The sequence below is a fragment of the Pseudomonas rustica genome, assembly GCF_018336155.1.
GTDB classification, from domain to species: domain Bacteria; phylum Pseudomonadota; class Gammaproteobacteria; order Pseudomonadales; family Pseudomonadaceae; genus Aquipseudomonas; species Aquipseudomonas rustica.
In genome coordinates, this window is record NZ_JAGYHF010000004.1 from 434960 (window position 1) to 460785 (window position 25826).

The following is a 25826-nucleotide window of genomic DNA, read 5'->3' on the forward strand; positions in this document are numbered from 1 at the left end:
CGTTACATTTCAAGCAAAACATATTTCCCGCAAAACCGGCTAATGCCCGCAACGCATGGGCTGGCGGGGCTTAGAGGTGCGCTATGTCCTTATTCCAATAAATAATTTCGCTATAGGAATTTTACTTGCCGGGTGTTTAGCCATAAAATCAGCGCGATTGATTGCTGCGACATATCGTCACTGCCTTATTTCTTTATCAAGCTCAGAGACCTTTGCTCTCTGTTAAGGATTACCAGCATGCCCGAAGCGACAGGACTCATGGCCCACAACTGGGGCTTTGCCATTTTCCTTCTGGGTGTCGTCGGCCTGTGTGCCTTCATGCTCGGTGTCTCCAGCCTCCTTGGGTCAAAAGCCTGGGGCCGCAGCAAAAACGAACCGTTCGAGTCGGGCATGCTACCTACCGGTGGCGCCCGCTTGCGGCTCTCAGCCAAATTCTATCTGGTCGCGATGCTCTTCGTGATCTTCGATATCGAAGCCCTCTTTCTCTTTGCATGGTCTGTGTCCGTCCGCGAAAGCGGCTGGACCGGATTCGTCGAAGCTCTCGTTTTCATAGCAATTCTGTTGGCAGGTCTTGTCTACCTGTTCCGAGTGGGCGCCCTTGACTGGGCTCCGGAAGCTCGTCGCAAGCGGCAGGCGAAGCTGAAACAATGAGGCTTTGGCAATGCAATACAATCTCACCAGGATCGACCCCGATGCTCCTAACGAGCAGTATCCGATTGGCGAACGGGAAACCGTTTCCGATCCGTTAGAAGATCAAGTTCACAAAAACATTTTCATGGGCAAGCTGGAAGACGTGCTGAGTGGCGCTGTCAACTGGGGACGTAAGAACTCCCTGTGGCCGTACAACTTCGGCTTGTCGTGCTGCTACGTGGAAATGACCACCGCCTTCACGGCGCCCCACGACATCGCGCGCTTTGGCGCCGAGGTTATCCGGGCATCGCCGCGTCAGGCCGACTTCATGGTTATCGCCGGTACCTGCTTCATCAAGATGGCGCCGATCATCCAGCGTCTCTACGAGCAAATGCTCGAGCCGAAGTGGGTGATTTCCATGGGTTCGTGCGCTAACTCCGGTGGCATGTACGACATCTACTCTGTGGTTCAAGGGGTGGACAAGTTCCTGCCCGTGGACGTCTACGTACCTGGCTGCCCTCCTCGTCCGGAAGCATTTCTGCAAGGCTTGATGCTGTTGCAGGAATCGATCGGCAAGGAGCGTCGTCCGCTTTCCTGGGTCGTTGGCGATCAAGGCGTTTATCGCGCCGACATGCCTTCGCAGAAGGAACAGCGCCGCGAACAGCGAATCGCAGTCACCAACCTGCGCAGCCCTGACGAAGTCTGATCCAGATCTGTTCTGACAAAGAAACGAGAAGCTGGCTTCATTCTTTACGTTGACCGAAAGCGAAAAAATAACCATGACTACAGGCAGCGCTCTGTACATCCCGCCTTATAAGGCAGACGACCAGGATGTGGTCGTTGAATTGAACAACCGTTTTGGCGCCGAAGCGTTCACCGCTCAGTCGACCCGCACCGGCATGCCGGTGCTGTGGGTGGCGCGCGCCAAACTCGTCGAAGTCCTGACCTTCCTGCGTAACATGCCCAAGCCGTACGTCATGCTCTATGACCTGCACGGCGTGGACGAGCGTCTGCGCACCAAGCGTCAAGGGCTGCCGAGCGACGCTGAGTTCACCGTGTTCTATCACCTCATGTCGCTGGAGCGTAACAGTGACGTGATGATCAAGGTCGCCTTGTCCGAAAGCGACCTCAGCTTGCCGACCGTTACCGGTATCTGGCCGAACGCCAACTGGTACGAGCGTGAAGTCTGGGACATGTTCGGCATCGACTTCAAAGGCCACCCGCACCTGTCGCGCATCATGATGCCGCCGACCTGGGAAGGTCACCCGCTGCGCAAGGACTTCCCGGCGCGTGCGACCGAATTCGATCCGTTCAGCCTCAACCTCGCCAAGCAACAGCTTGAGGAAGAAGCCGCGCGGTTCCGTCCTGAAGACTGGGGCATGAAGCGCTCCGGGACGAACGAGGACTACATGTTCCTCAACCTCGGCCCGAACCACCCTTCGGCGCACGGTGCGTTCCGCATCATTCTGCAACTGGACGGTGAAGAAATCGTCGACTGCGTACCGGATGTCGGTTACCACCACCGTGGTGCCGAGAAGATGGCCGAGCGTCAGTCGTGGCACAGTTTCATCCCGTACACCGACCGTATCGATTACCTCGGCGGCGTGATGAACAACCTGCCGTACGTGCTCTCGGTCGAGAAGCTGGCCGGCATCAAGGTGCCTGAGAAGGTTGACGTCATCCGCATCATGATGGCCGAGTTCTTCCGGATCACCAGCCACCTGCTGTTCCTCGGTACTTACATCCAGGACGTCGGCGCCATGACTCCGGTGTTCTTCACCTTCACCGACCGCCAGAAGGCGTACACGGTGATTGAAGCCATTACCGGTTTCCGTCTGCATCCGGCCTGGTACCGCATCGGTGGCGTTGCCCACGACCTGCCGCGCGGCTGGGAAAAACTGGTGAAAGACTTCGTTGAATGGCTGCCAAAACGCCTCGACGAGTACACCAAGGCTGCCCTGCAAAACAGCATCCTCAAGGGCCGTACCATCGGCGTCGCTGCCTACAACACCAAAGAAGCCCTGGAATGGGGCGTCACCGGTGCAGGCCTGCGTTCGACCGGTTGCGACTTCGACCTGCGTAAAGCGCGTCCATACTCCGGCTACGAGAACTTCGAGTTCGAAGTGCCGCTGGCTGCCAATGGCGATGCCTACGACCGCTGCATGGTGCGCGTTGAAGAGATGCGCCAGAGCATCAAGATCATCGACCAGTGCATGCGCAACATGCCGGAAGGCCCGTACAAGGCGGATCACCCGCTGACCACGCCGCCGCCGAAAGAGCGCACGCTGCAGCACATCGAAACCTTGATCACGCACTTCCTGCAAGTTTCGTGGGGCCCGGTGATGCCGGCCAACGAATCCTTCCAGATGATCGAAGCGACCAAGGGCATCAACAGTTATTACCTGACGAGCGACGGCGGCACCATGAGCTACCGTACCCGGATCCGCACTCCGAGCTTCCCGCATCTGCAACAGATCCCTTCGGTGATCAAAGGCAGCATGGTCGCGGACTTGATTGCGTACCTGGGTAGTATCGACTTCGTTATGGCCGACGTGGACCGCTAAGCATGAACAGCACGCTTATCCAGACAGACCGTTTCACCCTCAGTGAAACCGAGCGCTCGGCCATCGAGCACGAGCTGCATCACTACGAAGACCCGCGCGCGGCGTCGATCGAAGCCCTGAAGATCGTTCAGAAAGAACGCGGCTGGGTGCCGGATGGCGCCTTGTACGCGATCGGCGAGATCCTCGGCATCCCGGCCAGCGACGTTGAAGGTGTGGCTACTTTCTATAGCCAGATTTTCCGTCAGCCGGTTGGCCGTCACATCATTCGCGTCTGCGACAGCATGGTCTGCTACATCGGCGGCCACGAGTCGGTGGTCAGCGAAATCCAGAACAATCTGGGCATCGGCCTGGGTCAGACCACCACCGACGGTCGTTTCACCCTGCTGCCGGTCTGCTGCCTCGGCAACTGCGACAAGGCACCGGCGCTGATGATCGACGACGACACCTTTGGTGATGTGCAGCCTGCTGGCGTCGCCAAACTGCTCGAGGGCTACGTATGACCCTGACATCTTTCGGTCCTGCCAACCGCATTCAGCGTTCGGCCGAGACTCACCCGCTGACCTGGCGTCTGCGCGATGACGGCGAAGCCGTGTGGCTCGACGAATACCAGGCCAAGAACGGTTACGCCGCTGCGCGCAAAGCCTTCGCCGACATGGATCAGGACGCCATCGTCCAGACCGTGAAAGACGCAGGCTTGAAAGGTCGCGGCGGTGCAGGCTTCCCCACGGGCGTGAAGTGGGGCCTGATGCCTAAAGACGAATCCATCAACATCCGTTACCTGCTGTGCAACGCGGATGAAATGGAGCCGAACACCTGGAAAGACCGCATGCTGATGGAGCAACTGCCCCATCTGCTGATCGAAGGCATGCTGATCAGTGCTCGCGCGCTGAAAACCTACCGTGGCTACATCTTCCTGCGTGGCGAATACACCACCGCCGCCAAGCACCTGAATCGTGCTGTGGAAGAAGCCAAGGCTGCGGGCCTGCTGGGTAAAAACATTCTCGGCAGCGGCTTCGATTTCGAGCTGTTCGTCCACACCGGCGCCGGGCGTTACATCTGCGGTGAAGAAACCGCACTGATCAACTCCCTCGAAGGCCGTCGCGCCAACCCGCGCTCCAAGCCGCCCTTCCCTGCCGCCGTCGGCGTGTGGGGCAAGCCGACTTGCGTGAACAACGTCGAAACCCTGTGCAACGTGCCGGCGATCATTGCCGACGGCGTTGACTGGTACAAATCGTTGGCCCGCGAAGGCAGCGAAGACATGGGCACCAAGCTCATGGGCTTCTCCGGCAAAGTCAAAAACCCGGGCCTGTGGGAACTGCCATTCGGCGTCACCGGTCGCGAGTTGTTCGAAGACTACGCCGGCGGCATGCGCGACGGTTTCAAACTCAAGGCCTGGCAGCCAGGCGGCGCCGGTACCGGTTTCCTTCTGCCTGAGCACCTCGACGCACAAATGTACGCCGGCGGCATCGCCAAAGTGGGTACCCGTATGGGTACCGGCCTGGCCATGGCGGTGGATGACAGCGTCAACATGGTCTCCTTGCTGCGCAACATGGAGCAGTTCTTCGCTCGCGAGTCGTGCGGTTTCTGCACCCCGTGCCGTGATGGTTTGCCATGGAGCGTCAAGCTCTTGATGGCCATCGAAGAAGGCCGCGGTCAGCCAGGCGACATCGAGACCCTGCTGGGTCTGGTCAACTTCCTCGGCCCAGGCAAGACCTTCTGTGCTCACGCACCGGGTGCCGTGGAACCGTTGGGCAGTGCCATCAAATACTTCCGTCCAGAGTTCGAAGCCGGTATCGCGCCAGTCAGCGCCGCCGTCCCGCCTCTGGCAAGGCCGATCGTAATCGGCGCGTAAACGCTTAATAAGGTGAAGGGCCTGAGCCCTTCGCCTCCTGCGATGACGCCTTTCGAGGCTGGTTTGATTCGCACGGATAACAAGATTCCATTAGCCACGCCCGCTGACACCGGGCCAACGAAGACCTTTGAACCATGGCCACTATCCACGTAGACGGCAAAGCGCTCGAAGTCGACGGGGCAGACAACCTGTTACAGGCATGTCTGTCGCTGGGCCTCGACATTCCATATTTCTGCTGGCACCCCGCGCTTGGTAGCGTCGGGGCTTGCCGCCAGTGCGCGGTCAAGCAGTACACCGACGAGAACGACACCCGTGGTCGCATCGTCATGTCCTGCATGACCCCGGCCACCGACAACACCTGGATCTCCATCGAAGATGAAGAATCCAAGGCGTTCCGCGCCAGTGTTGTTGAATGGCTGATGACCAACCACCCGCACGACTGCCCTGTGTGCGAAGAAGGCGGTCATTGCCACTTGCAAGACATGACAGTGATGACCGGCCACAACGAGCGCCGTTATCGCTTCACCAAACGCACCCACCAGAACCAGCAACTGGGCCCGTTCATTTCCCACGAAATGAACCGCTGCATCGCTTGCTACCGCTGTGTGCGTTTCTATAAGGATTACGCTGGCGGCACCGACCTCGGTGTGTTCGGCGCCCACGACAACGTGTACTTCGGTCGCGTTGAAGACGGCACCCTCGAAAGCGAGTTCTCCGGCAACCTCACCGAGGTCTGCCCGACCGGTGTGTTCACCGACAAGACTCACTCCGAGCGCTACAACCGTAAGTGGGACATGCAGTTCTCGCCGAGCATCTGCCATGGCTGCTCGAGCGGTTGCAACATCTCCCCGGGCGAGCGTTACGGTGAACTGCGTCGCATCGAAAACCGTTTCAACGGTTCGGTGAACCAGTACTTCCTGTGCGACCGTGGCCGTTTCGGTTATGGCTACGTCAACCGCGCCGACCGTCCACGTCAGCCGCTGCTGGCCGACGGCACCAAGCTCAGCCTGGACGCCGCACTGGATAAAGCCGCTGACCTGCTGCGCGGTCGCAACATCGTCGGTATCGGTTCGCCGCGTGCCAGCCTCGAAAGCAACTACGCGTTGCGCGAACTGGTCGGCGCCGAGCACTTCTACTCGGGCATTGAAGCGTCCGAACTGGAGCGCATTCGCCTGGTCTTGCAGGTGCTGAACGACAGCCCGCTGCCTGTGCCGAACATGCGCGACATCGAAGACCACGATGCGATCTTCGTCCTCGGTGAAGACTTGACCCAGACCGCCGCCCGTGTGGCGCTGTCGCTGCGTCAGTCGGTCAAGGGCAAAGCTGAAGACATGGCCGAAGCCATGCGCGTTCAGCCTTGGCTCGACGCTGCGGTGAAGAACATCGGTCAGCACGCGCTGAACCCGCTGTTCATCGCCAGCCTGGCGGAAACCAAGCTCGACGACATCGCTGAAGAATGCGTACACGCTGCTCCGGACGACCTGGCGCGCATCGGTTTCGCCGTTGCTCACGCACTGGACGCCAGCGCCCCGGCCGTTGAAGGTCTGGACGCCGAAGCACTGGAACTGGCTCAGCGCATCGCCGACGCCCTGCTCGCTGCCAAACGTCCGCTGATCATCGCCGGTACTTCGCTGGGCTCCAAAGCCCTGATCGAAGCCGCCGCGAACATCGCCAAAGCACTGAAACTGCGCGAGAAGAACGGTTCGATCAGCCTGATCGTGCCGGAAGCCAACAGCCTCGGTCTGGCCATGCTCGGTGGCGAATCGGTCGACGCGGCACTGCAAGCCGTCATTGACGGCAAGGCTGACGCGATCGTCGTGCTGGAAAACGATCTGTTCACCCGCACCGCCAAAGACAAGGTCGATGCCGCACTGAACGCTGCGAAAGTGGTGATCGTTGCTGACCATCAGAAAACCGCGACCACCGACCGCGCGCACCTGGTTCTGCCGGCTGCAAGCTTCGCTGAAGGCGACGGTACGCTGGTCAGCCAGGAAGGTCGTGCTCAGCGCTTCTTCCAGGTTTTCGATCCGCAATACCTCGACGCGAGCATTCTGGTTCACGAAGGCTGGCGCTGGCTGCACGCCCTGCGCGCGACCCTGCTGAACCAGCCGATCGACTGGACGCAACTCGACCACGTCACCGCTGCCGTTGCTTCGAGCACCGCGCAACTGGCGCGTATCGTCGACGCAGCACCGTCGGCGGCGTTCCGTATCAAGGGTCTGAAACTGGCGCGTGAGCCGCTGCGTTACTCCGGTCGCACCGCGATGCGCGCCGACATCAGCGTTCATGAACCGCGCACCCCGCAAGACAAAGACACCGCGTTCGCCTTCTCCATGGAAGGTTACTCGGGTTCGGTTGAGCCGCGTCAGCAGGTTCCGTTTGCCTGGTCTCCGGGCTGGAACTCGCCACAAGCGTGGAACAAGTTCCAGGACGAAGTCGGCGGTCACATCCGTGCTGGCGACCCGGGCACCCGCCTGATCGAAAGCACTGGCGATTCGCTGAACTGGTTCGCTGCAGCACCGCGTGCGTTCAACCCGGCAGCGGGTACCTGGCAAGCCGTGCCGTTCTTCCACCTGTTCGGCAGCGAAGAAAACTCTTCGAAAGCCGCGCCGGTTCAAGAGCGCATTCCGGCTCCTTACGTGGCACTGGCGAAATCCGAAGCGGATCGTCTGGGCGTCAACGAAGGTGCATTGCTGAGCCTGAACGTGGCCGGTCAGACCCTGCGTCTGCCGCTGCGCATCAATGAAGAACTGGGCGCCGGTCTGGTGGCATTGCCTGCGGGCATCGCCGGCATTCCACCGGCATTCGCCGGCGTATCCGTCGACGGTCTGCAGGAGGCAGCGCAATGACCTGGTTCACCCCTGAAGTGATCGATGTGATCCTGACGGTCATCAAAGCCATCGTCATTCTGTTGGCCGTGGTGGTCGCCGGTGCGTTGCTCAGCTTTGTCGAACGTCGCCTGCTGGGCTGGTGGCAGGACCGTTACGGTCCGAACCGCGTTGGCCCGTTTGGCATGTTTCAGATCGCCGCCGACATGCTGAAGATGTTCTTCAAGGAAGACTGGACGCCGCCGTTTGCCGACAAAGTGATCTTCACTTTGGCGCCGGTGGTGGCCATGTCCGCCTTGCTGATCGCGTTTGCGATCATCCCGATCACCCCGACCTGGGGCGTCGCGGATCTGAACATCGGCTTGCTGTTCTTCTTCGCCATGGCCGGTCTGTCGGTCTACGCGGTGTTGTTCGCCGGCTGGTCGAGTAACAACAAGTTCGCCCTGCTCGGCGCCCTGCGTGCTTCGGCGCAGACCGTGTCCTACGAAGTGTTCATGGGCCTGGCCCTGATGGGCATCGTGGTGCAGGTCGGCTCGTTCAACATGCGCGACATCGTCGAATACCAGGCGCAGAACCTGTGGTTCATCATTCCGCAGTTCTTCGGCTTCTGTACTTTCTTCATCGCTGGCGTCGCCGTGACTCACCGTCACCCGTTCGACCAGCCGGAAGCGGAACAGGAACTGGCCGACGGTTACCACATTGAATACGCCGGTATGAAATGGGGCATGTTCTTCGTCGGTGAGTACATCGGCATCATCTTGATCTCGGCGCTGTTGGTCACCCTGTTCTTCGGTGGCTGGCACGGTCCGTTCGGCATCTTGCCGCAACTGTCCTTCCTCTGGTTCGCACTGAAGACCGCGTTCTTCATCATGCTGTTCATCCTGCTGCGCGCGTCTATCCCGCGTCCGCGTTATGACCAGGTGATGGATTTCAGCTGGAAATTCTGCTTGCCACTGACCCTGATCAATTTGCTGGTGACCGCTGCGGTCGTGTTGTGGAACACGCCTGCAGTCGCGGTTCAGTGAGGATTTGACCCATGTTCAAATATATTGGCGACATCGTTAAGGGTACTGGTACCCAGTTGCGCAGCCTGGTCATGGTCTTCGGCCATGGCTTTCGCAAGCGCGACACCCTGCAATACCCGGAAGAAGCGGTCTACCTGCCACCACGCTACCGTGGTCGTATCGTCCTGACCCGTGACCCCGATGGCGAAGAGCGTTGCGTTGCCTGCAACCTGTGCGCCGTGGCTTGCCCGGTGGGTTGCATCTCGCTGCAGAAAGCTGAAACCGAAGACGGTCGCTGGTACCCGGACTTCTTCCGTATCAACTTCTCGCGCTGCATTTTCTGCGGTCTCTGCGAGGAAGCCTGTCCGACCACCGCAATCCAGCTGACACCGGATTTCGAGATGGCCGAGTTCAAACGTCAGGACCTGGTGTACGAGAAAGAAGATCTTCTGATCTCCGGCCCCGGCAAAAACCCTGATTACAACTTCTATCGTGTTGCAGGTATGGCAATCGCTGGCAAGCCGAAAGGCTCCGCCCAGAACGAAGCCGAACCGATCAACGTGAAGAGCTTGCTGCCTTAAGGAAGAACGATGGAATTCGCTTTCTATTTCGCATCGGGTATCGCTGTTGTGGCCACGCTACGTGTGGTCACCAACACCAACCCTGTGCACGCCCTGCTCTACCTGATCATCTCGTTGATCGCTGTGGCCATGACCTTCTTCGCACTCGGCGCACCGTTCGCCGGCGTGCTGGAAGTGATCGCCTACGCCGGCGCCATCATGGTGCTGTTCGTGTTCGTGGTGATGATGCTCAACCTCGGCCCCGCCGCGGTTCAGCAAGAACGCGCCTGGCTCAAGCCCGGTATCTGGGCAGGGCCGGTGATTCTCGCCGGGCTGCTGCTGGCCGAACTGCTGTATGTGCTGTTCGCTCACCAGAGCGGTCAGGCCATCGGCCACACCACCGTAGACGCGAAAGCCGTGGGCATCAGCCTGTTCGGCCCGTACCTGCTGGTGGTCGAACTCGCCTCGATGCTGCTGCTCGCTGCAGCCGTCACGGCGTTCCATTTGGGCCGTAACGAGGCGAAGGAGTAAGTCATGCCTGCTATCCCTCTCGAGCATGGATTGGCCGTTGCCGGCATCCTGTTCTGCCTTGGTCTGGTCGGCCTGATGGTCCGCCGCAACATTTTGTTCGTGTTGATGAGTCTGGAAGTGATGATGAACGCCTCTGCACTGGCGTTCATTGTCGCGGGCGCCCGTTGGGGCCAGCCGGATGGACAGATCATGTTCATCCTGGTGATCAGCCTTGCAGCTGCCGAGGCCAGTATTGGTCTGGCGATTCTGCTGCAACTGTATCGCCGCTTCCATACGCTCGATATCGACGCTGCCAGTGAGATGCGCGGATGAACCTGATCTTTCTGACTTTCGTATTCCCTCTGATCGGTTTCCTGCTGCTGTCGTTCTCTCGTGGACGCTGGTCGGAAAACCTCTCGGCGCTGATCGGCGTGGGTTCCATTGGCTTGTCGGCGATTGTCGCCGCCTACGTCATCTGGCAATTCAACGTCGCGCCACCCGAAGGCGGTCACTACACCCTGGTGCTGTGGAAGTGGATGGCGGTCGAAGGCTTCAAGCCTGACTTCGCCCTCTACGTCGACGGCCTGTCGATCACCATGCTTGGCGTGGTGGTGGGCGTCGGTTTCCTGATCCACCTGTTCGCGTCCTGGTACATGCGCGGCGAAGCGGGTTACTCGCGCTTCTTCTCGTACACCAACCTGTTTATCGCCAGCATGCTGTTTCTGGTACTCGGCGATAACCTGTTGTTCCTGTACTTCGGCTGGGAAGGCGTGGGCCTGTGCTCGTACCTGTTGATCGGTTTCTATTACAGCAACCGCAACAACGGTAACGCCGCACTCAAAGCCTTCATCGTGACCCGGATCGGCGACGTGTTCATGGCCATCGGCCTGTTCATCCTGTTCCAGCAAGTGGGCACGCTGAACATCCAGGAACTGCTGGTGCTGGCACCGCAGAAATTCCAGGTCGGCGACTTCTGGATCACCTTGGCGACTCTGATGTTGCTGGGTGGCGCGGTCGGTAAATCGGCACAACTGCCGCTGCAAACCTGGCTCGCGGACGCGATGGCCGGCCCGACCCCGGTTTCGGCACTGATCCACGCCGCAACGATGGTGACTGCCGGTGTTTACCTGATCGCCCGTACCCACGGCCTGTTCACCCTGGCGCCGGAAATCCTCCATCTGGTGGGCATCGTTGGTGGTGTGACGCTGGTACTGGCCGGTTTCGCCGCGCTGGTACAAACCGACATCAAACGTATCCTCGCCTACTCGACCATGAGCCAGATCGGCTACATGTTCCTGGCGCTGGGCGTTGGTGCTTGGGATGGCGCGATTTTCCACCTGATGACCCACGCCTTCTTCAAGGCCCTGCTGTTCCTTGCTTCCGGTGCGGTGATCGTTGCCTGCCACCACGAGCAGAACATCTTCAAGATGGGCGGTCTGTGGAAAAAACTGCCACTGGCCTACGCCAGCTTCATCGTCGGCGGCGCGGCACTGGCTGCCTTGCCACTGGTCACCGCAGGCTTCTACTCCAAGGACGAAATCCTTTGGGAAGCGTTCGCCAGCGGCAACCACGGTCTGCTCTACGCAGGTCTGGTCGGCGCGTTCATGACATCGCTGTACACCTTCCGCCTGATCTTCATCACGTTCCACGGTGAAGCCAAGACTGAAGCCCACGCCGGTCACGGCATCGCTCACTGGCTGCCGCTGTCGGTGCTGATCGTATTGTCCACCGCCATTGGCGCGATGATCGTTCCGCCACTGCACGGCGTACTGCCAGAAAGCGTTGGCCATGCCGGTGGCGAAGCCAAGCACAGTCTGGAAATCGCTTCGGGCGCCATCGCCCTGGCCGGTATCCTGCTGGCAGCGCTGCTGTTCCTCGGCAAGCGTCGCTTCGTCACGGCGATCGCCAACAGCGGCATCGGCCGTTTCCTTTCGGCCTGGTGGTTCGCTGCCTGGGGCTTCGACTGGATCTACGACAAACTGTTCGTCAAGCCTTACCTGGCGATCAGCCACGTACTGCGCAAAGACCCGCTCGACCAGACCATCGGTCTGATCCCGCGTATGGCCAAGGGTGGTCACACTGCCCTGAGCCGCACCGAGACCGGTCAACTGCGTTGGTACGCTGCTTCGATGGCTGCTGGTGCCGTGCTGGTTATCGGCGCCATCGTGCTGGTAGCGGTCTGATATGAACCTTGCGAATTTGCGAAAGGAAACGAGCCCGTCATGATTCTGCCTTGGCTAATCCTGATCCCCTTCATCGGCGGCCTGCTGTGCTGGATGGGTGAGCGCTTCGGCGCTACCCTCCCGCGCTGGATTGCGCTGTTGACCATGACCCTGGAACTCGCCCTCGGCCTCTGGCTGTGGGCCCACGGTGACTATTCATTTGCCCCGGCGCCTGGCGCCGATCCGACCTGGGCGCTTGAGTTCAAGCACATCTGGATCGCGCGTTTCGGCATCAGCGTGCACCTGGCCCTCGACGGCCTGTCGCTGTTGATGATCCTGCTGACCGGTCTGCTGGGTATCCTCTCGGTACTCTGCTCGTGGAAAGAGATTCAACGTCACGTTGGCTTCTTCCACCTGAACCTGATGTGGATCCTGGGCGGCGTTGTCGGCGTGTTCCTCGCCCTCGACCTGTTCATGTTCTTCTTCTTCTGGGAAATGATGCTGGTGCCGATGTACTTCCTCATCGCGCTCTGGGGTCACAGTTCTTCGGACGGCAAGAAAACCCGGATCTACGCGGCGACCAAGTTCTTCATCTTCACTCAGGCGTCCGGCCTGATCATGCTGGTGGCGATCCTCGGTCTGGTGCTGGTCAACTTCAACAACACTGGCGTGATTACCTTCAACTACGCCGACCTGTTGAAAACCAAGATGTCGATGACCACCGAGTACATCCTGATGCTCGGCTTCTTCATCGCCTTCGCGGTCAAGCTGCCGGTTGTACCGTTCCACTCATGGTTGCCTGATGCTCACGCCCAGGCGCCGACTGCAGGTTCCGTCGACCTCGCCGGTATCTTGCTGAAAACCGCTGCTTACGGTCTGCTGCGTTTCGCCCTGCCGCTGTTCCCGAATGCTTCGGCCGAGTTTGCGCCGATCGCCATGACCCTCGGTCTGATCGGGATCTTCTACGGCGCGTTCCTCGCGTTCGCACAAACCGACATCAAGCGTCTGATCGCCTTCTCGTCCGTTTCCCACATGGGTTTCGTGTTGATCGGCATCTACTCCGGCAGCCAACTGGCCCTGCAAGGTGCAGTGATCCAGATGCTCGCGCACGGTGTGTCGGCGGCGGCACTGTTTATCCTCAGCGGTCAGTTGTACGAGCGTCTGCACACTCGTGACATGCGTGAGATGGGCGGTGTGTGGTCGCGTATCGCTTACCTGCCGGCAATCAGCCTGTTCTTTGCAGCCGCGTCCTTGGGTCTGCCGGGTACCGGTAACTTTGTCGGTGAGTTCCTGATCCTGATCGGCTCTTTCGCGAGCTGGCCGTGGATCACTGCGATTGCCACTTCCGGTCTGGTGTTCGGTTCGGTCTACTCGCTGATCATGATCCACCGTGCCTACTTCGGCCCGGCGAAATCGGATTCGATCCTGCACGGTATGGACGCTCGCGAACTGATCATGGTGCTAGGCCTTGCGGTGTTGCTGATCTACATCGGCGTCTACCCGCAACCGTTCCTCGACACTTCTGCCGCCACGATGCATGGCGTTCAGCAGTGGCTCGGCACCGCCTTCACTCAACTCGCTTCGGCCCGGTAAGAGCGCTATGGAATTCACGATTCAACACTTTATTGCGCTTGCGCCACTGTTGATCACCAGCCTCACCATTATCGTGGTGATGCTGGCAATCGCCTGGCGCCGCAACCACTCGCAGACCTTCCTGATCTCGGTCGCCGGTCTGAACCTGGCCCTGTTGTCGATCCTGCCAGCCCTGAAAGTCGCGCCTCTGGCCGTGACCCCATTGCTGCAGATCGACTCGTTTGCCTGCCTGTACATGGCGCTGATCCTGGTCGCCACCCTCGCCTGCGTCACCCTCGCCCACGCTTATCTGGGCGATGGCGGTTCGGGTTACCCGGGCAACCGTGAAGAACTGTACTTGCTGATCCTGATGGCCGCCGCCGGTGGTCTGGTTCTGGTCAGCGCGCAGCACCTGGCCGGTTTGTTCATCGGTCTGGAACTGCTCTCGGTACCGGTTTACGGTCTGGTGGCTTACGCCTTCTTCAACAAGCGTTCGCTGGAAGCCGGCATCAAATACATGGTGCTGTCGGCGGCCGGTTCCGCGTTCCTGTTGTTCGGTATGGCCCTGCTCTACGCTGACGCTGGTTCCCTGAGCTTCACCGGTATCGGCCAGGCACTGGCCGCGACAGGTCTGCCTAGCCCGCTGGCACAACTGGGCCTGGGCATGATGCTGATCGGTCTGGCGTTCAAGCTGTCGCTGGTGCCGTTCCACCTGTGGACGCCGGACGTCTACGAAGGTGCTCCGGCGCCGGTGGCCGCGTTCCTTGCGACTGCGTCGAAGGTTGCAGTGTTTGCGGTGATGGTGCGTCTGTTCCAGATCTCCCCTGCTGCCAGCAGTGGCGTACTGAGCGACGTGCTGACCGTGATCGCCATCGCCTCGATCCTGTTCGGTAACCTGCTGGCCCTGACCCAGAGCAACCTCAAGCGTCTGCTCGGTTACTCCTCCATCGCGCACTTCGGCTACCTGCTGATCGCACTGGTGGCGAGCAAGGGTCTGGCGGTGGAAGCCATTGGCGTGTACCTGGTCACCTACGTGATCACCAGCCTCGGCGCCTTCGGCGTGATCACCCTGATGTCCTCGCCGTACAACGGCCGTGACGCGGATGCCCTGTACGAATACCGCGGCCTGTTCTGGCGCCGTCCGTACCTGACCGCCGTGCTGACCGTGATGATGCTGTCGCTGGCCGGTATCCCGCTGACCGCTGGCTTCATCGGCAAGTTCTACATCATCGCCACCGGTGTTGAAGCCCACCAATGGTGGCTGGTCGGTTCGCTGGTTCTGGGCAGCGCCATCGGCGTCTTCTACTACCTGCGCGTGATGGTCACCCTGTACCTGATCGAACCAAACCTGCGTCGCCACGACGCCCAACTGCACTGGGAACAAAAGGCAGGCGGCGTGATGCTGCTGGCCATCGCCCTGGTCGCATTCTTCCTGGGTGTGTACCCGCAGCCATTGCTGACACTGGTTCAGCAGGCGGGGCTGGCGGGCTGATTGCTCCGTCGCTTTTAGCTACAAATAGAAACGGCACCTTCGGGTGCCGTTTTTGTTTTTGTGGGATTTAACGTCAAAAAGATCGCAGCCTTCGGCAGCTCCTACATTGGGATGGTATGTGGTCTGTAGGAGCTGCGGAAGGCTGCGATCTTTTGACTTACTACGCTCTCCCCTTTTTTAGGAATTTGCCTGCAAAGCGGTGAGCAATGGCTGACATTCTGCAGAAGGTAATTGCGGTTAAATTTGAGGATCACCTATCAAGTGGAGATCCACGAACCATGAAGCGGGATATTTTTTCAGAGTTGATGGATGGCATTGGTGCGATAGCCAGAGAACGCCAAGGCAAAATCACATTGAAGAAGACGCGTGTAAAACGGATCGGCGACACGAAGGGCAAACTCATACTTCCCGCCGAAACTGATGCCTCTCTATCACACGGTTTGCTGGATACCTTCGAACGATAAAAAGCCAAACCTGCTCTCATGTGATCGATCAGACCACTGTGGGAGCAAGCTCGCTCCCACAGGTTTGTGTGGCGTTCACTCAATCCAAATAACCACATGACGAAATTGTAATTCCCTCATCACCTTGGCGTTATCCGCAGCTTGCAACGATGTCACCCGGCGACCATGCCGGCGGGCCCTCGCCCGTCGAACAATAAAACTCACGCCGAAGCACGTTCCCGTTCTGCCGAACTCCAGGAGTGACTGATGCTTAACCCTACAAAAATATCGATGGCCGCTTTAACGGTGGCGATCAGCGCCGCACCGTCCATGGTAGTGGCGGAGGAAAAAGCCGAAGGCTTTATCGAAGGCAGCAGCCTCACCGCCCTCAACCGCAATTACTACTTCAATCGTGATCACCGCAACGGCCAGTCCAGCCCTACCGGCAATGGCTATTCCGAAGCCTGGGCGCACGCAGTAATCAGCAAGTTCGAATCCGGATTCACTCAAGGCACTGTCGGCTTCGGTGTTGATGCGTTTGCCATGATCGGCCTGAAACTCGACACCGGTGACGGCCGTAACGGCGCTCGTAGCTCCTTCGATGTGTTGCCGGTCAACAGCGATGGCCAGGCGCAGGACGAGTACACCAAATTCGGCGGCGCCGCCAAAGTGCGCGCGTTCGATACGATCGTACGGGTCGGCGATGTGTTCCCTGCCACCCCGGTGGTCGCCGCTGGTGACTCGCGATTGCTGCCCGAGAGCTTCAAAGGCGTGACAGCCATCAACACCAGTATCGAAGGCCTGTCGGTACAGGGCGGTCGACTGCATGCAATGAGCCAACCGACCTCCAGCGACCTCAACGATAACTTCGCCACCTTCTACGCCGGCCCGGTCAATTCCCCGTGGATCGCCTACGGCGGCGGCGATTACGCGTTGAACAAAAACCTCACGTTCAGCCTGTATTCCAGCCGTCTCAAGGACGCCTGGAATCAGTACTACGCCGGCACCGCATGGACGTATCCATTGGCAGATGACCTGTCATTGTTCGGCGACCTCAACTATTACAAGGCCGTCGACGAGGGCAAACAACTCCTCGGCAAATTCAACAACAACATCTGGAGCGGCCGCGTCGGCGTCAAACTCGGCGCCCACTCTGTCGCCCTCTCCCACCAGCGCAACAACGGCAACGATGACTTCGATTACCTGCGTCAGTCCGACTCGATCTTCCTCGACAACTCCATCCAGTACAGCGACTTCAACTCGCCCAAAGAACGTTCCTGGATGGTGCGCTATGACCTCGACATGACCCCGTACGGCGTGCCGGGTCTGTCGTTCATGACCCGTTATGGTCGCGGCACCGATGCTGATTATTCCAACGCCAACACTGTGTACATGCGCCGCGACGCGGAGGGTAATCCGCTTACCGATCAGAAGCGCTGGGAGCGCGATGTTGAAGTCAAATACGTGGTGCAAAGCGGCTCGATGAAAGACCTGTCACTGCGTTTGCGTCAGGCCACGACCCGCGCCACAGCGTTCGAGTCCGATCTGGAAGAAGTGCGGGTGATCGTCGAATACCCACTGGCGATTCTCTGAGTTTCATGAGCGATCAGATTCACCTTTAGAAGCTCCTTGCTCCTTTGGAAAGAGGTGAATTTTTTGGCGTCCTTCGGGGCGCCTTTTTTTATTCTGTGAAACACGAAAAACCTGTAGGAGCTGCCGAAGGCTGCGATCTTTTGATCTTGAAAGACACAACCAAAAGATCGCAGCCTGCGGCAGCTCCTACAAGTTTTGGCGATAGATCGGTTATCTGTTGAGCGAATTTGATCTAAGAAAACTGCACCACCCTGTCAGGTCTGACAGGTTACACCGCCAGTCTTTACCGCTAGCGTTAACCCGCCGGGCATCCTATCGATGCCACCCATCTGGCAGGGAGATTCACTGATATGGCCGTCGCCACCTCCATCATCGCTTACATACGTTTCACGGCCAGACGCAACGGCGGTTCGCTATGAGTGAGCAACCGCAGCAACAGTCAACGATGCAGATCAACACTCCCTCCCTGCCCAAAATGGGCGGAGCCATTCAAAGCATCGGCAAGGGTTGGGGCGGCGTCGGCACCACCGGCGCGGCATCGCTTGAATTGCCCCTGCCGATTTCCCCCGGCCGTGGTTTTGCCCCGGCGCTGGGGCTGGGTTACAGCAGTGATGTCGGCAACAGCCCGTTCGGCATCGGCTGGCACCTGACGGCCAACGCCATCACCTTGCGCACAACCAAGGGTGTTCCGGCCTACACCGGCAACGATATTGTCACCGGCCCCGGCGGCGATATGTGGATGCCCGAGCGCAGTGACGGCGACGGCAGCGTCATCTCCAGAAACGTCATGCGCTACATCGGCATCGATCTGGGCGTACAGCATAAGGTGGTGCGCTATTGGCCGAGAGTTGAAGGGGCTTTCAGCCTCATCGAGCACTGGTCAACCGCCACCGACGCCAGCGGGTTCTGGCTGATTCACGGTGCCGATGGCAGCCTGCATATCTACGGCAAAACTCCCGACTCACGCCGAGCCGACCCGGCCGATCCATTGCGCGTGGGCGCGTGGATGATCGACGAAAGCCTTAACCCTCGCGGCGAGCACCTCGTCTACCAATACAAAGCGGAAACTGACGCCCCCGCCCCGCCGCAACTGCGCGACTACCGTGCGCAGCGCTACCTCAAGTGCGTGTATTACGGCAACGCCAAGGCCCATCCGCACCTGTACGCTTGGGTCACCGACAGCTGGAAAGCCGAGCAATGGCACTTCCATTTACTGTTCGATTACGGCGAACGCAGCACTACCCTGGAAACCGCCCCCACCTACGCAGAAACACAGCCGTGGCCCGTACGCAGCGATCCCTTCTGGAATTACAGCTACGGCTTTGAACTGGGCACCCAGCGCCTGTGCCGGCAAGTGCTGATGTTTCATCACTTCCCCAAAGAACTCGGCGATACGCCCGTGCTGGTGCAGCGCCTGTTGCTCGAGCACCGGGCCAACCCGCTCGGCTACAACCATCTGACCGCCGCGCACATTCAAGCGTATGACGCACTCGGTCAGGTCGAAAGTCGCCCGCCCATGGAGTTCGGCTACAACGCTTGCGAGCTCGACCCCAAACATCCGGGCTGGACACAGTTTCCCGACATGCCCGGACTCAATGACGGCCAGTTCTATCAACTGGTCGACTTGTATGGCGAAGGCCTGCCGGGGGTGCTGTGTCGTTATGATCAAGCGTGGTATTACCGCGAACCATTGCGCTGCGGCAGTGGCGGCGACGACGTCTGCTACAGCGACTGGAAACGGCTGGAAAACATTCCGGTGGCCGACAGCAGCAAAGCGATTCACCAATCGCTGACCGACCTGACGGGCGACGGCAAGCTCGACTGGGTGATCGCCATGCCCGGTATGCACGGCTTTTTCACCCTTGGCCCGGATCGCGACTGGTCAAACTACGTTCCCTTCAAGGCGTTCCCCAACGAATTCCTGCATTCAATGTCACGCCTGACTGATCTGGTCGGCGACGGCCTCAGCGACCTCGCACTGATCGGCACCAACAGCGTGCGTCTGTATGCCAATCGCCGCGAGCACGGGTTCGCCGACGGCGTCGACGTGCCTCATCGTTATAAATTGCCCGACGGTGACGACGATGAGCTGCCGTCATTGCTGCATACGCAAACCGAAGTGGTCGCGTTCGCCGACATGCTCGGCAGTGGCCAGCAGCATCTGGTGCGCATTCGCCACAACGAAGTCAAAGTCTGGCCGAATCTGGGGCGCGGGCGCTTCGGCAAAGGTTTCGTGCTGTGCGCGCTGCCGTTCACCTACACCGAGTTCAATGCGGCACAGGTTCTGTTGGCCGATCTCGACGGCTCCGGCGCGGCGGATCTGATCTACCTGGAACCCAAGCGTCTGCGTGTGTTCATGAACCACGCCGGTAGTGGATTCGAGCAAAGCAGTGTCGACCTGCCGTGGCCCGAAGGCGTGCTTTACGACCGACTTACCCAGGTCAGCACCGCCGACCTGCAAGGGCTGGGTTGCTCAAGCCTGATCGTGACGGTGCCGTACATGGCCCCTCGACACTGGCGCTACGATTTCGTCAAAGCCAAGCCGTATCTGGTCAACCGCACCTGCAACAACATGGGTTCCAGCAGCGGCGTCACTTACCGCAGTTCGGCGCAGGAATGGCTGGATGAAAAAAACCAGCAACACGCGGCGGGCATCGGAAACCCGATCTCTCAATTGCCCATGGCGCTGCATGTGGTCAAGCAGCAGACCCAGCACGATGACATCACCGGCAACACGCTGACGCAGGGTTTCAGTTATCGCGGCGGTTATTACGACCGCTTCGAGCGCGAGTTTCGTGGCTTTCGCCTGCTCATGCAGACCGATACCGAAGCGACGCAAGCCGAACGCGCAACCGCCGGTTTCACCGCACCGATCCTGAGCAAAACCTGGTTCCACACCGGCGAGGATATCGACCCTTCCCGCGACGGTTATTACACGGGCGACCCGTCTGCGGTGGCCCTGCAACCCACGCTGCTACACGATCACGCGGCGCAACCCATCGAGCCACCAGACGAAGACCTCCAGCGCGAAATTGCTCGCTGCCTGAGCGGCAGAGTCCTGCGCTCGGAGGTCTACGCCGCAGACGACGATCCCGCCACTGCCGTGCCTTACGCTGTTCAGGAAAGCCGCGTCGCCGTGCGCGTGTTGCGGCCCAAAGGTGAGCACAATCCTTACGCGGTGGTGCAGCCGCTTGACCTGGAATCGATCAGTTATCAATACGAGCCAGACATCGCCGATGACCCGCTATGTCAGCACACACTGAACCTGGAATGGGATGAGTACGGCAGCGTCATTCATGGCTTTACCGTGCACTACGCACGGCGCAAAACCTTGAGCGATACACCGCCGTTCAGCGACGAATATCACCAAACCTGGTGGAAGGATGCCCACGACGATGCCCAACAAAAGTGGTACCTGACGCAAACCAAAGCGCTGCACCTTCACCTGCCAAATCCAGAAGCCTGGCGCCTTGGCCTGCCCTATCAGGCGCGCGGCAACGCACTGGTGCTCGACAAATCGGCACTCACCGCCGCCAACATCACCCATGAGTATTTTCTGCGACAAAGCGCCGACGACGGCGCGTGGGCGAAACAATCAGTGCTCACAGGCTTGTCGATGCAGCTCTACATGAACCCCGTCAACAACCTGCCCTTTGCACCCGGCCAAGCGACGTTCGAAGGTTTGCCCGCGCACATAGAAACGGCGGAGCTGGATGCCATCGCCCTTAGCGCCTACGACAAACTCAAGGACGCCGAGGGCAACATGCCCTTCAACCTGAAAGAAAAACTCGAGTCGCCGGAAGTCGGTTACCACATCATGGATCTGTTCCTGCCTGAAGTGAAAAACACCCCACCGACCGATCCGGACGATGCAAAAAATTACCTGTGGTCGGTACGTAAAGGCTTCCCCACCTATCACGCGCTGGATGGTTTTTTTAACATCCAGAAGTATCGCGAAACCCTTAGCCACGGTGAGACCCAGGTCTTTTACGACGACTATTGGTGCCTGACCAATGCCGTCACCCTGCCCGATGGCTGCACCACCCGCACGCTCGATGTGGATTACCGCAGCTTTCTGCCGGCCGCTATAGAAGACGCCAACCGCAATATTCAGGAGGCGCGTTACGACGCATTAGGCCAAGTGTTGGTCACCAGTTTCCACGGCACGGAATTAGGCCTGCCGGTGGGTTTTGATCGACTGGAAACCTACGTCCCGCCTGCCGACCGCGACCCGGCGATCGCCATTGCCGACCCGAAAAAAGCCATCGGCAATTTCGCCAGTGTCGGTTTCAGCGATCCGTTCAGCTGGATGGGGCGCATCTCACGCACCGCACCGCCCTCCCCTGAATGGCAGGCATGGGCCAGACGTGAAGGATTCATCCTGCCCAGCGGCCACTTCTGCGACAGAGCGCGGCAGCATCTCGCCGACGTGCACACCCCAGACGCAAACGAAAAAATCCTCAAGCAACAACTCGACGCCACCCAGCGCGAACCGATACACGCCGTTACGATGTTGGCCGACCGCTACCCCGGTGATCCGGAGATGCAAGTGCGGATCAGCATTGTCTGCTGGGATGGTTTTGGTCGAACGTTGCAAACCAAACAGGAAGTCGAGCCGGGGAAATCGTGGCAAGTCGACGACAACGGTGAATTGATCCTCGACTCGGACGGCAAGCCTGTAGAAGCCGAGGTGCCACGACGCTGGCGTGTCAGTGAGCCGGTTGAATACAACAACAAGGGCGAGACCGTGCGGATCTATCGCCCCTACTTTGCCGATCAGCCGCGCTACATCAATGATCATTCAATGCGCGTGCATGCCTTCCATGATCAGCAGTTTTACGATGCGGCCGGTCGCCCGACCGAAACCATACTGGCGAAAAACATGCTCCAGGGTATTCCGCCGCAAATGAAGCCGTTACGGCGGGAGACGTGGTACTGGATCTGGTGCAACGTGGCGTTTGATGAAAACGATCTGTTTGAGCCGCCGCCGGAACAACCGCGCAAGAAGTTTCCATTCATATGAGTTCAGGGATTGATGCATTTACCCCGAATCTCACTGCCACCGATAGCCGTGGTTTGCCAGTACGGCAGATTGCCTATTGGCGGCAGGATGTCAGCCAGCGTGAAGCGCGAGCCACGATTCAGCAGCATGACGCTGTTGGTCGCCTGGTGGCGCAGCGGGATCCGCGGTTGATGGCGGATGCTTCGGCACCGGCCAATCTTGTGTCGATTTATTCGCTGTCCGGGAAGGTATTGAGCACGGTCAGTGTGGATGCCGGCTGGCGGCTCAGCTTGTCGGGTGAAGCGGATCAAGCGTTGTTGGGATGGGATGTTCGGGGGAGTCAGCGCTGGACGGAGTATGACGACCAAATCCGGCCAATCGCGGCGTTTGAGCACGCAGTTGATGCTGGTTTTTTGTGTGCCGAGCGTTTTGCCTATGGCAGCGACAATCCGGCATTTTCCGCGCGAAACCAGTGCGGGCAACTGATTCGCCACGACGATCCCTCAGGTACGCAATTGTTCGAGCAGTTCGGTTTGGCGGGTGAAGTTTTACAGCAGACACGTCATTTTTTGCAGACGCTGGAATCCCCCGACTGGCCGGAGCCCTTTGCCGAGCGTGACACGTTGCTTGAACCCGGTGCCGGGTTCACGGCCCGCGCACGGTTTAACCCGCTGGGCGAGGCCATCGGACAAACCGACGCCAAAGGTAACCGGCAGATGATCAGCCACGCTGTCGACGGCCTGTTGCACGAGGTTCGTTTGCAACTGGCAAAGGACGTCGCGCCGAAGGTATTGGTCAGCGCTATCCAGTACAACGCCCTCGGTCAGACTGTGCGGGAAACGGCCGGCAACGGCGTGATCACCTCGCTGGAATACGCCGCTGAGGATGGTCGTCTGAACCGGCTTCAAAGCAAACGTGGTAACGACGCTCTGCAAGATTTGCGTTACGTCTACGACCCAGTCGGCAACGTGCTCAGCATCGAAGACGCCGCCCTGCCCGTTCGCTACTTTGCTAATCAGCGGGTTGAGCCGGTTAATCGCTACGTTTACGACAGCCTCTTTCAGCTGATCAACGCGACGGGATGGGAGGCTGGCGGTTCTAATCAAGGCCCGACATTTTCGCGGTTTGACGATCCGGCGTCGTCCGCCAACTACACCCAAAACTACCGCTATGACCGTGGCGGTAATTTGCTGGAGTTGACTCATGACGGTTCGCAAAGTCACGGTCATCGACTGGTGGCGGCTGCGCAGAGCAATCGGTGTTTGCCGGTGATCAATGGCGTGGAACCGAGCGAAGAGGACTTTCGCAACAGCTTTGATAGCAGCGGCAATTTGCTCAACCTGCGACCGGGGCAATCTCTACGCTGGGATCTGCGCAACCAATTGCGCGAAGTCAGACCCGTGGCGAATGACCGTGAGCGTTACGTTTACGGCGCCGACGGTATGCGCGTTCGTAAAGTGCGCTCTGTGCAAACTAACGCCCGAACGCTGATTTCGGAAGTTCGTTATCTGCCAGGTCTGGAGTTACGCACCCACAGCGGAACGGGGGAAGCGTTGCAGGTGATCACCGTTCAAGCCGGACGCAGCAGCGTGCGGGTTTTGCATTGGGAATCCGAGCCGCCGAAAGACATCGGCAACGATCAATACCGCTACAGCCTCAATGATCATCTCGGTTCCTGCGCCCTCGAACTGGACAGCTCAGGCGACATCATCAGCCAGGAGCGCTATCACCCGTTTGGCACGACCGCGTGGTTTGCCGGGCGCGGTGAAGTTGAGGCGAGTTACAAAACCGTGCGTTATTCGGGGCAAGAGCGGGATACCACGGGGCTTTATTATTATGGTTTCAGGTGTTACGCGCCGTGGTTGCAGCGATGGCTGAATCCGGATCCAGCAAAAACAGTTGACGGGCTGAATCTTTATTTATTCGCAAAGAGCAATCCCTCCAGCGGGTATGACTATCAGGGACTGGTGTATATCGGAAAAGGCGACGATATTGAAAACGAGGTACTCAAAGAAGGATCCTATTCAATCAAATACAGAGGAAACAGTGACGCGCTTAAATCAGGCAATACAGAGTTCGCGCAAACGAATGAAGCCGCGATGGAGCTGAGCATTCATCTTATACAAAGAAGCATCAACGAGTTAGAGGCAAAACAAACACAAAAGCTAACTCGTTTTTTAAGAGGAAAAAATGCAAAAGACCACCCAAATTATTTAATCAAAGAAACGGCAAATACAGCTCTAAATATCTACAGAACTACGCATCAAGAAGCACTCCGGTACCAGAAAACAGGAGATCGACACGACCAAATCGTGTACCTGGCAGGCGAGTCGGATCAATTGAAACCTAGTGCACTCACCAACCCCCGAGATCCACATGGACGAATTTTCGTGACAGAAGAGTTTGCGCAGAGGAACATAATCGGAAAGGCCTTTACTTTCATCCACGAGCTAACTCATCTTGCCGAAGATACACCGGATCATTTCCCCTACCCTGTCCACTTCAGTAAATTTGTTTCAAACAAAGAAGCACAGCTTGAGATCGCCAACCTGAAAAAAGTGTCTGACAGCGTTCATAACATTAAAAGAAATGACTTCAACACCCTTGAAGATTTTGAGCCTCACCAGATAACTAATGCCGACACATTAGCAATGTATCCACTTCTACAACTGAAAGACTCCGAAGTTAAACGCATCCTCGAAAAACCCACTTTTTCTCATAGTGGCAAGCCAACGATAATTCAAACCATCAAGAAAAACCTGAAACTGTAAACCACCGATTCGATTTTCAATCACCTCAACCTTAGTATGCCGCGCCTCCCGGCCTTGTCGTCGGCTGTACTAACGTCTTGTTACTACAGAAGCTGCAATCTGACTGCAGTTGAAGTCTGGTAGCAAGGATGCTCGCGAATGTTTCGCACAGGCGACATCTTCATCGCCTGACGCATAGCCATCGCGAGCAGGCTCACTCCTACAGGAGTTAGGCAGCGGGATCGACGTTATCGAGGGCTTTATTTACCGCCAGTTCACCGAGCATGACCACTTGCGCAATACCCAGCAGGGTCTTGCGATGCGTGCCTTCGAGCATGGCTGCGAAATCGCCGAGCATGACGGTGGCGGAGGCGAGGGATTCGCAGGCGTTGGCCAGCAGGGATTCGGTGTCGGCTTTGGGATTGACGTAGAACATGTCGTTTGGTGTGTAGGGCGTGGACATGATCTGGGCCGCAGGATTGAGGTAGAAATCGAGCGCGCGTTCGGCGGCGGCGTGGAGCTTTTTGGTGTCGACGGCGGCGTAGGGGGATGTTGAGTTTGCATCCGGAACGGGATCGGTTTCGGGCGGGTTTGGTGTTGGTTTTATCATGATGTTTTTCTCCTTCGGAACATTGAAGCTGCCCCATTCGGTTCCACGCGAAGGGGTGGCAGCTGTACGCAGGTTGGAACCCGGGGAACGGAGAAACCCGGCAGACTCGAAAGTCTCCCGCGCACAGCCGCCATAACAAGCTGCACACCATGAAAGTGCGCAAGCATACGTCATGAAAGACGCGATGGCGCTGATACGTTCTCCGGGGTTCCAATCCCGATCGCTGAATTGGCAGCGACCGACACAGGCTAGAG

17 protein-coding genes and 1 pseudogene are annotated in these 25826 nt (G+C 58.6%); 17 read left to right on the plus strand and 1 reads right to left on the minus strand.

Annotation, left to right across the window (positions count from 1 at the left end):
* Nucleotides 1-237 precede the first annotated feature (237 nt).
* The 17 genes and pseudogenes from KFS80_RS09975 to KFS80_RS10055 all read left to right on the plus strand — a co-directional run bounded on the left by KFS80_RS09975 (nt 238) and on the right by KFS80_RS10055 (nt 24983).
* On the plus strand, nt 238-651 hold the full coding sequence (locus tag KFS80_RS09975) for an NADH-quinone oxidoreductase subunit A (protein WP_003223812.1): 414 nt from the start codon (nt 238-240) through the stop codon (nt 649-651).
* A gap of 10 nt (nt 652-661) precedes the next feature.
* Complete coding sequence (locus KFS80_RS09980) at nt 662-1336, plus strand: NuoB/complex I 20 kDa subunit family protein (protein ID WP_053121628.1); 675 nt, start codon at nt 662-664, stop codon at nt 1334-1336.
* A 73-nt stretch (nt 1337-1409) separates the two neighbouring features.
* Nucleotides 1410-3194 carry an NADH-quinone oxidoreductase subunit C/D gene (gene nuoC / locus KFS80_RS09985; protein WP_212544699.1) on the plus strand — a complete coding sequence of 595 codons (1785 nt, stop codon included), beginning with the start codon at nt 1410-1412 and terminating at the stop codon, nt 3192-3194.
* 2 nt (nt 3195-3196) lie between these two features.
* Nucleotides 3197-3694, plus strand: a complete 498-nt coding sequence (nuoE, locus tag KFS80_RS09990) for an NADH-quinone oxidoreductase subunit NuoE (RefSeq protein ID WP_007920186.1) — start codon at nt 3197-3199, stop codon at nt 3692-3694.
* On the plus strand, nt 3691-5046 hold the full coding sequence (nuoF, locus tag KFS80_RS09995) for an NADH-quinone oxidoreductase subunit NuoF (protein ID WP_008082856.1): 1356 nt from the start codon (nt 3691-3693) through the stop codon (nt 5044-5046). Before nuoE ends, nuoF begins: the two co-directional genes overlap by 4 nt.
* 134 nt (nt 5047-5180) lie before the next feature.
* A complete protein-coding gene (gene nuoG, locus KFS80_RS10000; RefSeq protein ID WP_212544700.1) occupies nt 5181-7895 on the plus strand; it encodes an NADH-quinone oxidoreductase subunit NuoG in 2715 nt (904 codons plus the stop codon).
* On the plus strand, nt 7892-8899 hold the full coding sequence (nuoH, locus tag KFS80_RS10005; protein WP_008082852.1) for an NADH-quinone oxidoreductase subunit NuoH: 1008 nt from the start codon (nt 7892-7894) through the stop codon (nt 8897-8899). The genes nuoG and nuoH overlap by 4 nt, the downstream gene beginning before the upstream one ends.
* An 11-nt stretch (nt 8900-8910) precedes the next feature.
* The gene (gene nuoI / locus KFS80_RS10010) at nt 8911-9459 is read left to right on the plus strand and encodes an NADH-quinone oxidoreductase subunit NuoI (RefSeq protein WP_007920177.1); all 549 of its coding nucleotides are present in this window, start codon (nt 8911-8913) and stop codon (nt 9457-9459) included.
* A 9-nt stretch (nt 9460-9468) separates the two neighbouring features.
* A complete protein-coding gene (nuoJ, locus tag KFS80_RS10015) occupies nt 9469-9969 on the plus strand; it encodes an NADH-quinone oxidoreductase subunit J (protein WP_008082850.1) in 501 nt (166 codons plus the stop codon).
* Nucleotides 9970-9972: 3 nt separating this feature from the next.
* The gene (nuoK, locus tag KFS80_RS10020; RefSeq protein WP_003223790.1) at nt 9973-10281 is read left to right on the plus strand and encodes an NADH-quinone oxidoreductase subunit NuoK; all 309 of its coding nucleotides are present in this window, start codon (nt 9973-9975) and stop codon (nt 10279-10281) included.
* Nucleotides 10278-12131 carry an NADH-quinone oxidoreductase subunit L gene (gene nuoL / locus KFS80_RS10025; RefSeq protein WP_038362640.1) on the plus strand — a complete coding sequence of 618 codons (1854 nt, stop codon included), beginning with the start codon at nt 10278-10280 and terminating at the stop codon, nt 12129-12131. The genes nuoK and nuoL overlap by 4 nt, the downstream gene beginning before the upstream one ends.
* 39 nt (nt 12132-12170) lie before the next feature.
* Nucleotides 12171-13703 (plus strand): NADH-quinone oxidoreductase subunit M, encoded by a 1533-nt coding sequence (gene nuoM, locus KFS80_RS10030; RefSeq protein WP_008082846.1) that lies wholly within the window; start codon nt 12171-12173, stop codon nt 13701-13703.
* A 7-nt stretch (nt 13704-13710) separates the two neighbouring features.
* Entirely contained in the window at nt 13711-15174 is a 1464-nt protein-coding gene (gene nuoN, locus KFS80_RS10035; RefSeq protein WP_159813898.1) for an NADH-quinone oxidoreductase subunit NuoN, read from the plus strand.
* 278 nt (nt 15175-15452) lie between these two features.
* Nucleotides 15453-15548 (plus strand): annotated as a pseudogene (locus KFS80_RS27280) (transcriptional regulator); the annotation flags it as partial.
* Between the two features lie 336 nt (nt 15549-15884).
* Nucleotides 15885-17210 (plus strand): OprD family porin, encoded by a 1326-nt coding sequence (locus KFS80_RS10045; protein ID WP_212544701.1) that lies wholly within the window; start codon nt 15885-15887, stop codon nt 17208-17210.
* A 415-nt stretch (nt 17211-17625) separates the two neighbouring features.
* Nucleotides 17626-22233 (plus strand): SpvB/TcaC N-terminal domain-containing protein, encoded by a 4608-nt coding sequence (locus KFS80_RS10050; protein ID WP_212544702.1) that lies wholly within the window; start codon nt 17626-17628, stop codon nt 22231-22233.
* Nucleotides 22230-24983, plus strand: coding sequence for an RHS repeat-associated core domain-containing protein (locus KFS80_RS10055; protein WP_212544703.1), 2754 nt, complete (start codon nt 22230-22232; stop codon nt 24981-24983). The genes KFS80_RS10050 and KFS80_RS10055 overlap by 4 nt, the downstream gene beginning before the upstream one ends.
* A 208-nt stretch (nt 24984-25191) precedes the next feature.
* On the opposite strand, the gene KFS80_RS10060 is transcribed toward KFS80_RS10055, so the two are convergent.
* A complete protein-coding gene (locus KFS80_RS10060; RefSeq protein WP_212544704.1) occupies nt 25192-25572 on the minus strand; it encodes a DUF6124 family protein in 381 nt (126 codons plus the stop codon).
* Between the last annotated feature and the right edge of the window lie 254 nt (nt 25573-25826).

What these genes read in the sequence shown, in the direction of transcription:
- KFS80_RS10055 (WP_212544703.1), top strand. Translation starts at nt 22,230, where the DNA reads ATGAGTTCAGGGATTGATGCATTTACCCCGAATCTCACTGCCACCGAT.
- KFS80_RS09975 (WP_003223812.1), top strand. Translation starts at nt 238, where the DNA reads ATGCCCGAAGCGACAGGACTCATGGCCCACAACTGGGGCTTTGCCATT.
- nuoK (WP_003223790.1), top strand. Translation starts at nt 9,973, where the DNA reads ATGCCTGCTATCCCTCTCGAGCATGGATTGGCCGTTGCCGGCATCCTG.
- nuoJ (WP_008082850.1), top strand. Translation starts at nt 9,469, where the DNA reads ATGGAATTCGCTTTCTATTTCGCATCGGGTATCGCTGTTGTGGCCACG.
- KFS80_RS10045 (WP_212544701.1), top strand. Translation starts at nt 15,885, where the DNA reads ATGCTTAACCCTACAAAAATATCGATGGCCGCTTTAACGGTGGCGATC.
- nuoL (WP_038362640.1), top strand. Translation starts at nt 10,278, where the DNA reads ATGAACCTGATCTTTCTGACTTTCGTATTCCCTCTGATCGGTTTCCTG.
- nuoF (WP_008082856.1), top strand. Translation starts at nt 3,691, where the DNA reads ATGACCCTGACATCTTTCGGTCCTGCCAACCGCATTCAGCGTTCGGCC.
- nuoC (WP_212544699.1), top strand. Translation starts at nt 1,410, where the DNA reads ATGACTACAGGCAGCGCTCTGTACATCCCGCCTTATAAGGCAGACGAC.
- KFS80_RS09980 (WP_053121628.1), top strand. Translation starts at nt 662, where the DNA reads ATGCAATACAATCTCACCAGGATCGACCCCGATGCTCCTAACGAGCAG.
- nuoM (WP_008082846.1), top strand. Translation starts at nt 12,171, where the DNA reads ATGATTCTGCCTTGGCTAATCCTGATCCCCTTCATCGGCGGCCTGCTG.
- nuoH (WP_008082852.1), top strand. Translation starts at nt 7,892, where the DNA reads ATGACCTGGTTCACCCCTGAAGTGATCGATGTGATCCTGACGGTCATC.
- KFS80_RS10060 (WP_212544704.1), bottom strand. Translation starts at nt 25,572, where the DNA reads ATGATAAAACCAACACCAAACCCGCCCGAAACCGATCCCGTTCCGGAT.
- nuoI (WP_007920177.1), top strand. Translation starts at nt 8,911, where the DNA reads ATGTTCAAATATATTGGCGACATCGTTAAGGGTACTGGTACCCAGTTG.
- nuoN (WP_159813898.1), top strand. Translation starts at nt 13,711, where the DNA reads ATGGAATTCACGATTCAACACTTTATTGCGCTTGCGCCACTGTTGATC.
- nuoG (WP_212544700.1), top strand. Translation starts at nt 5,181, where the DNA reads ATGGCCACTATCCACGTAGACGGCAAAGCGCTCGAAGTCGACGGGGCA.
- nuoE (WP_007920186.1), top strand. Translation starts at nt 3,197, where the DNA reads ATGAACAGCACGCTTATCCAGACAGACCGTTTCACCCTCAGTGAAACC.
- KFS80_RS10050 (WP_212544702.1), top strand. Translation starts at nt 17,626, where the DNA reads ATGAGTGAGCAACCGCAGCAACAGTCAACGATGCAGATCAACACTCCC.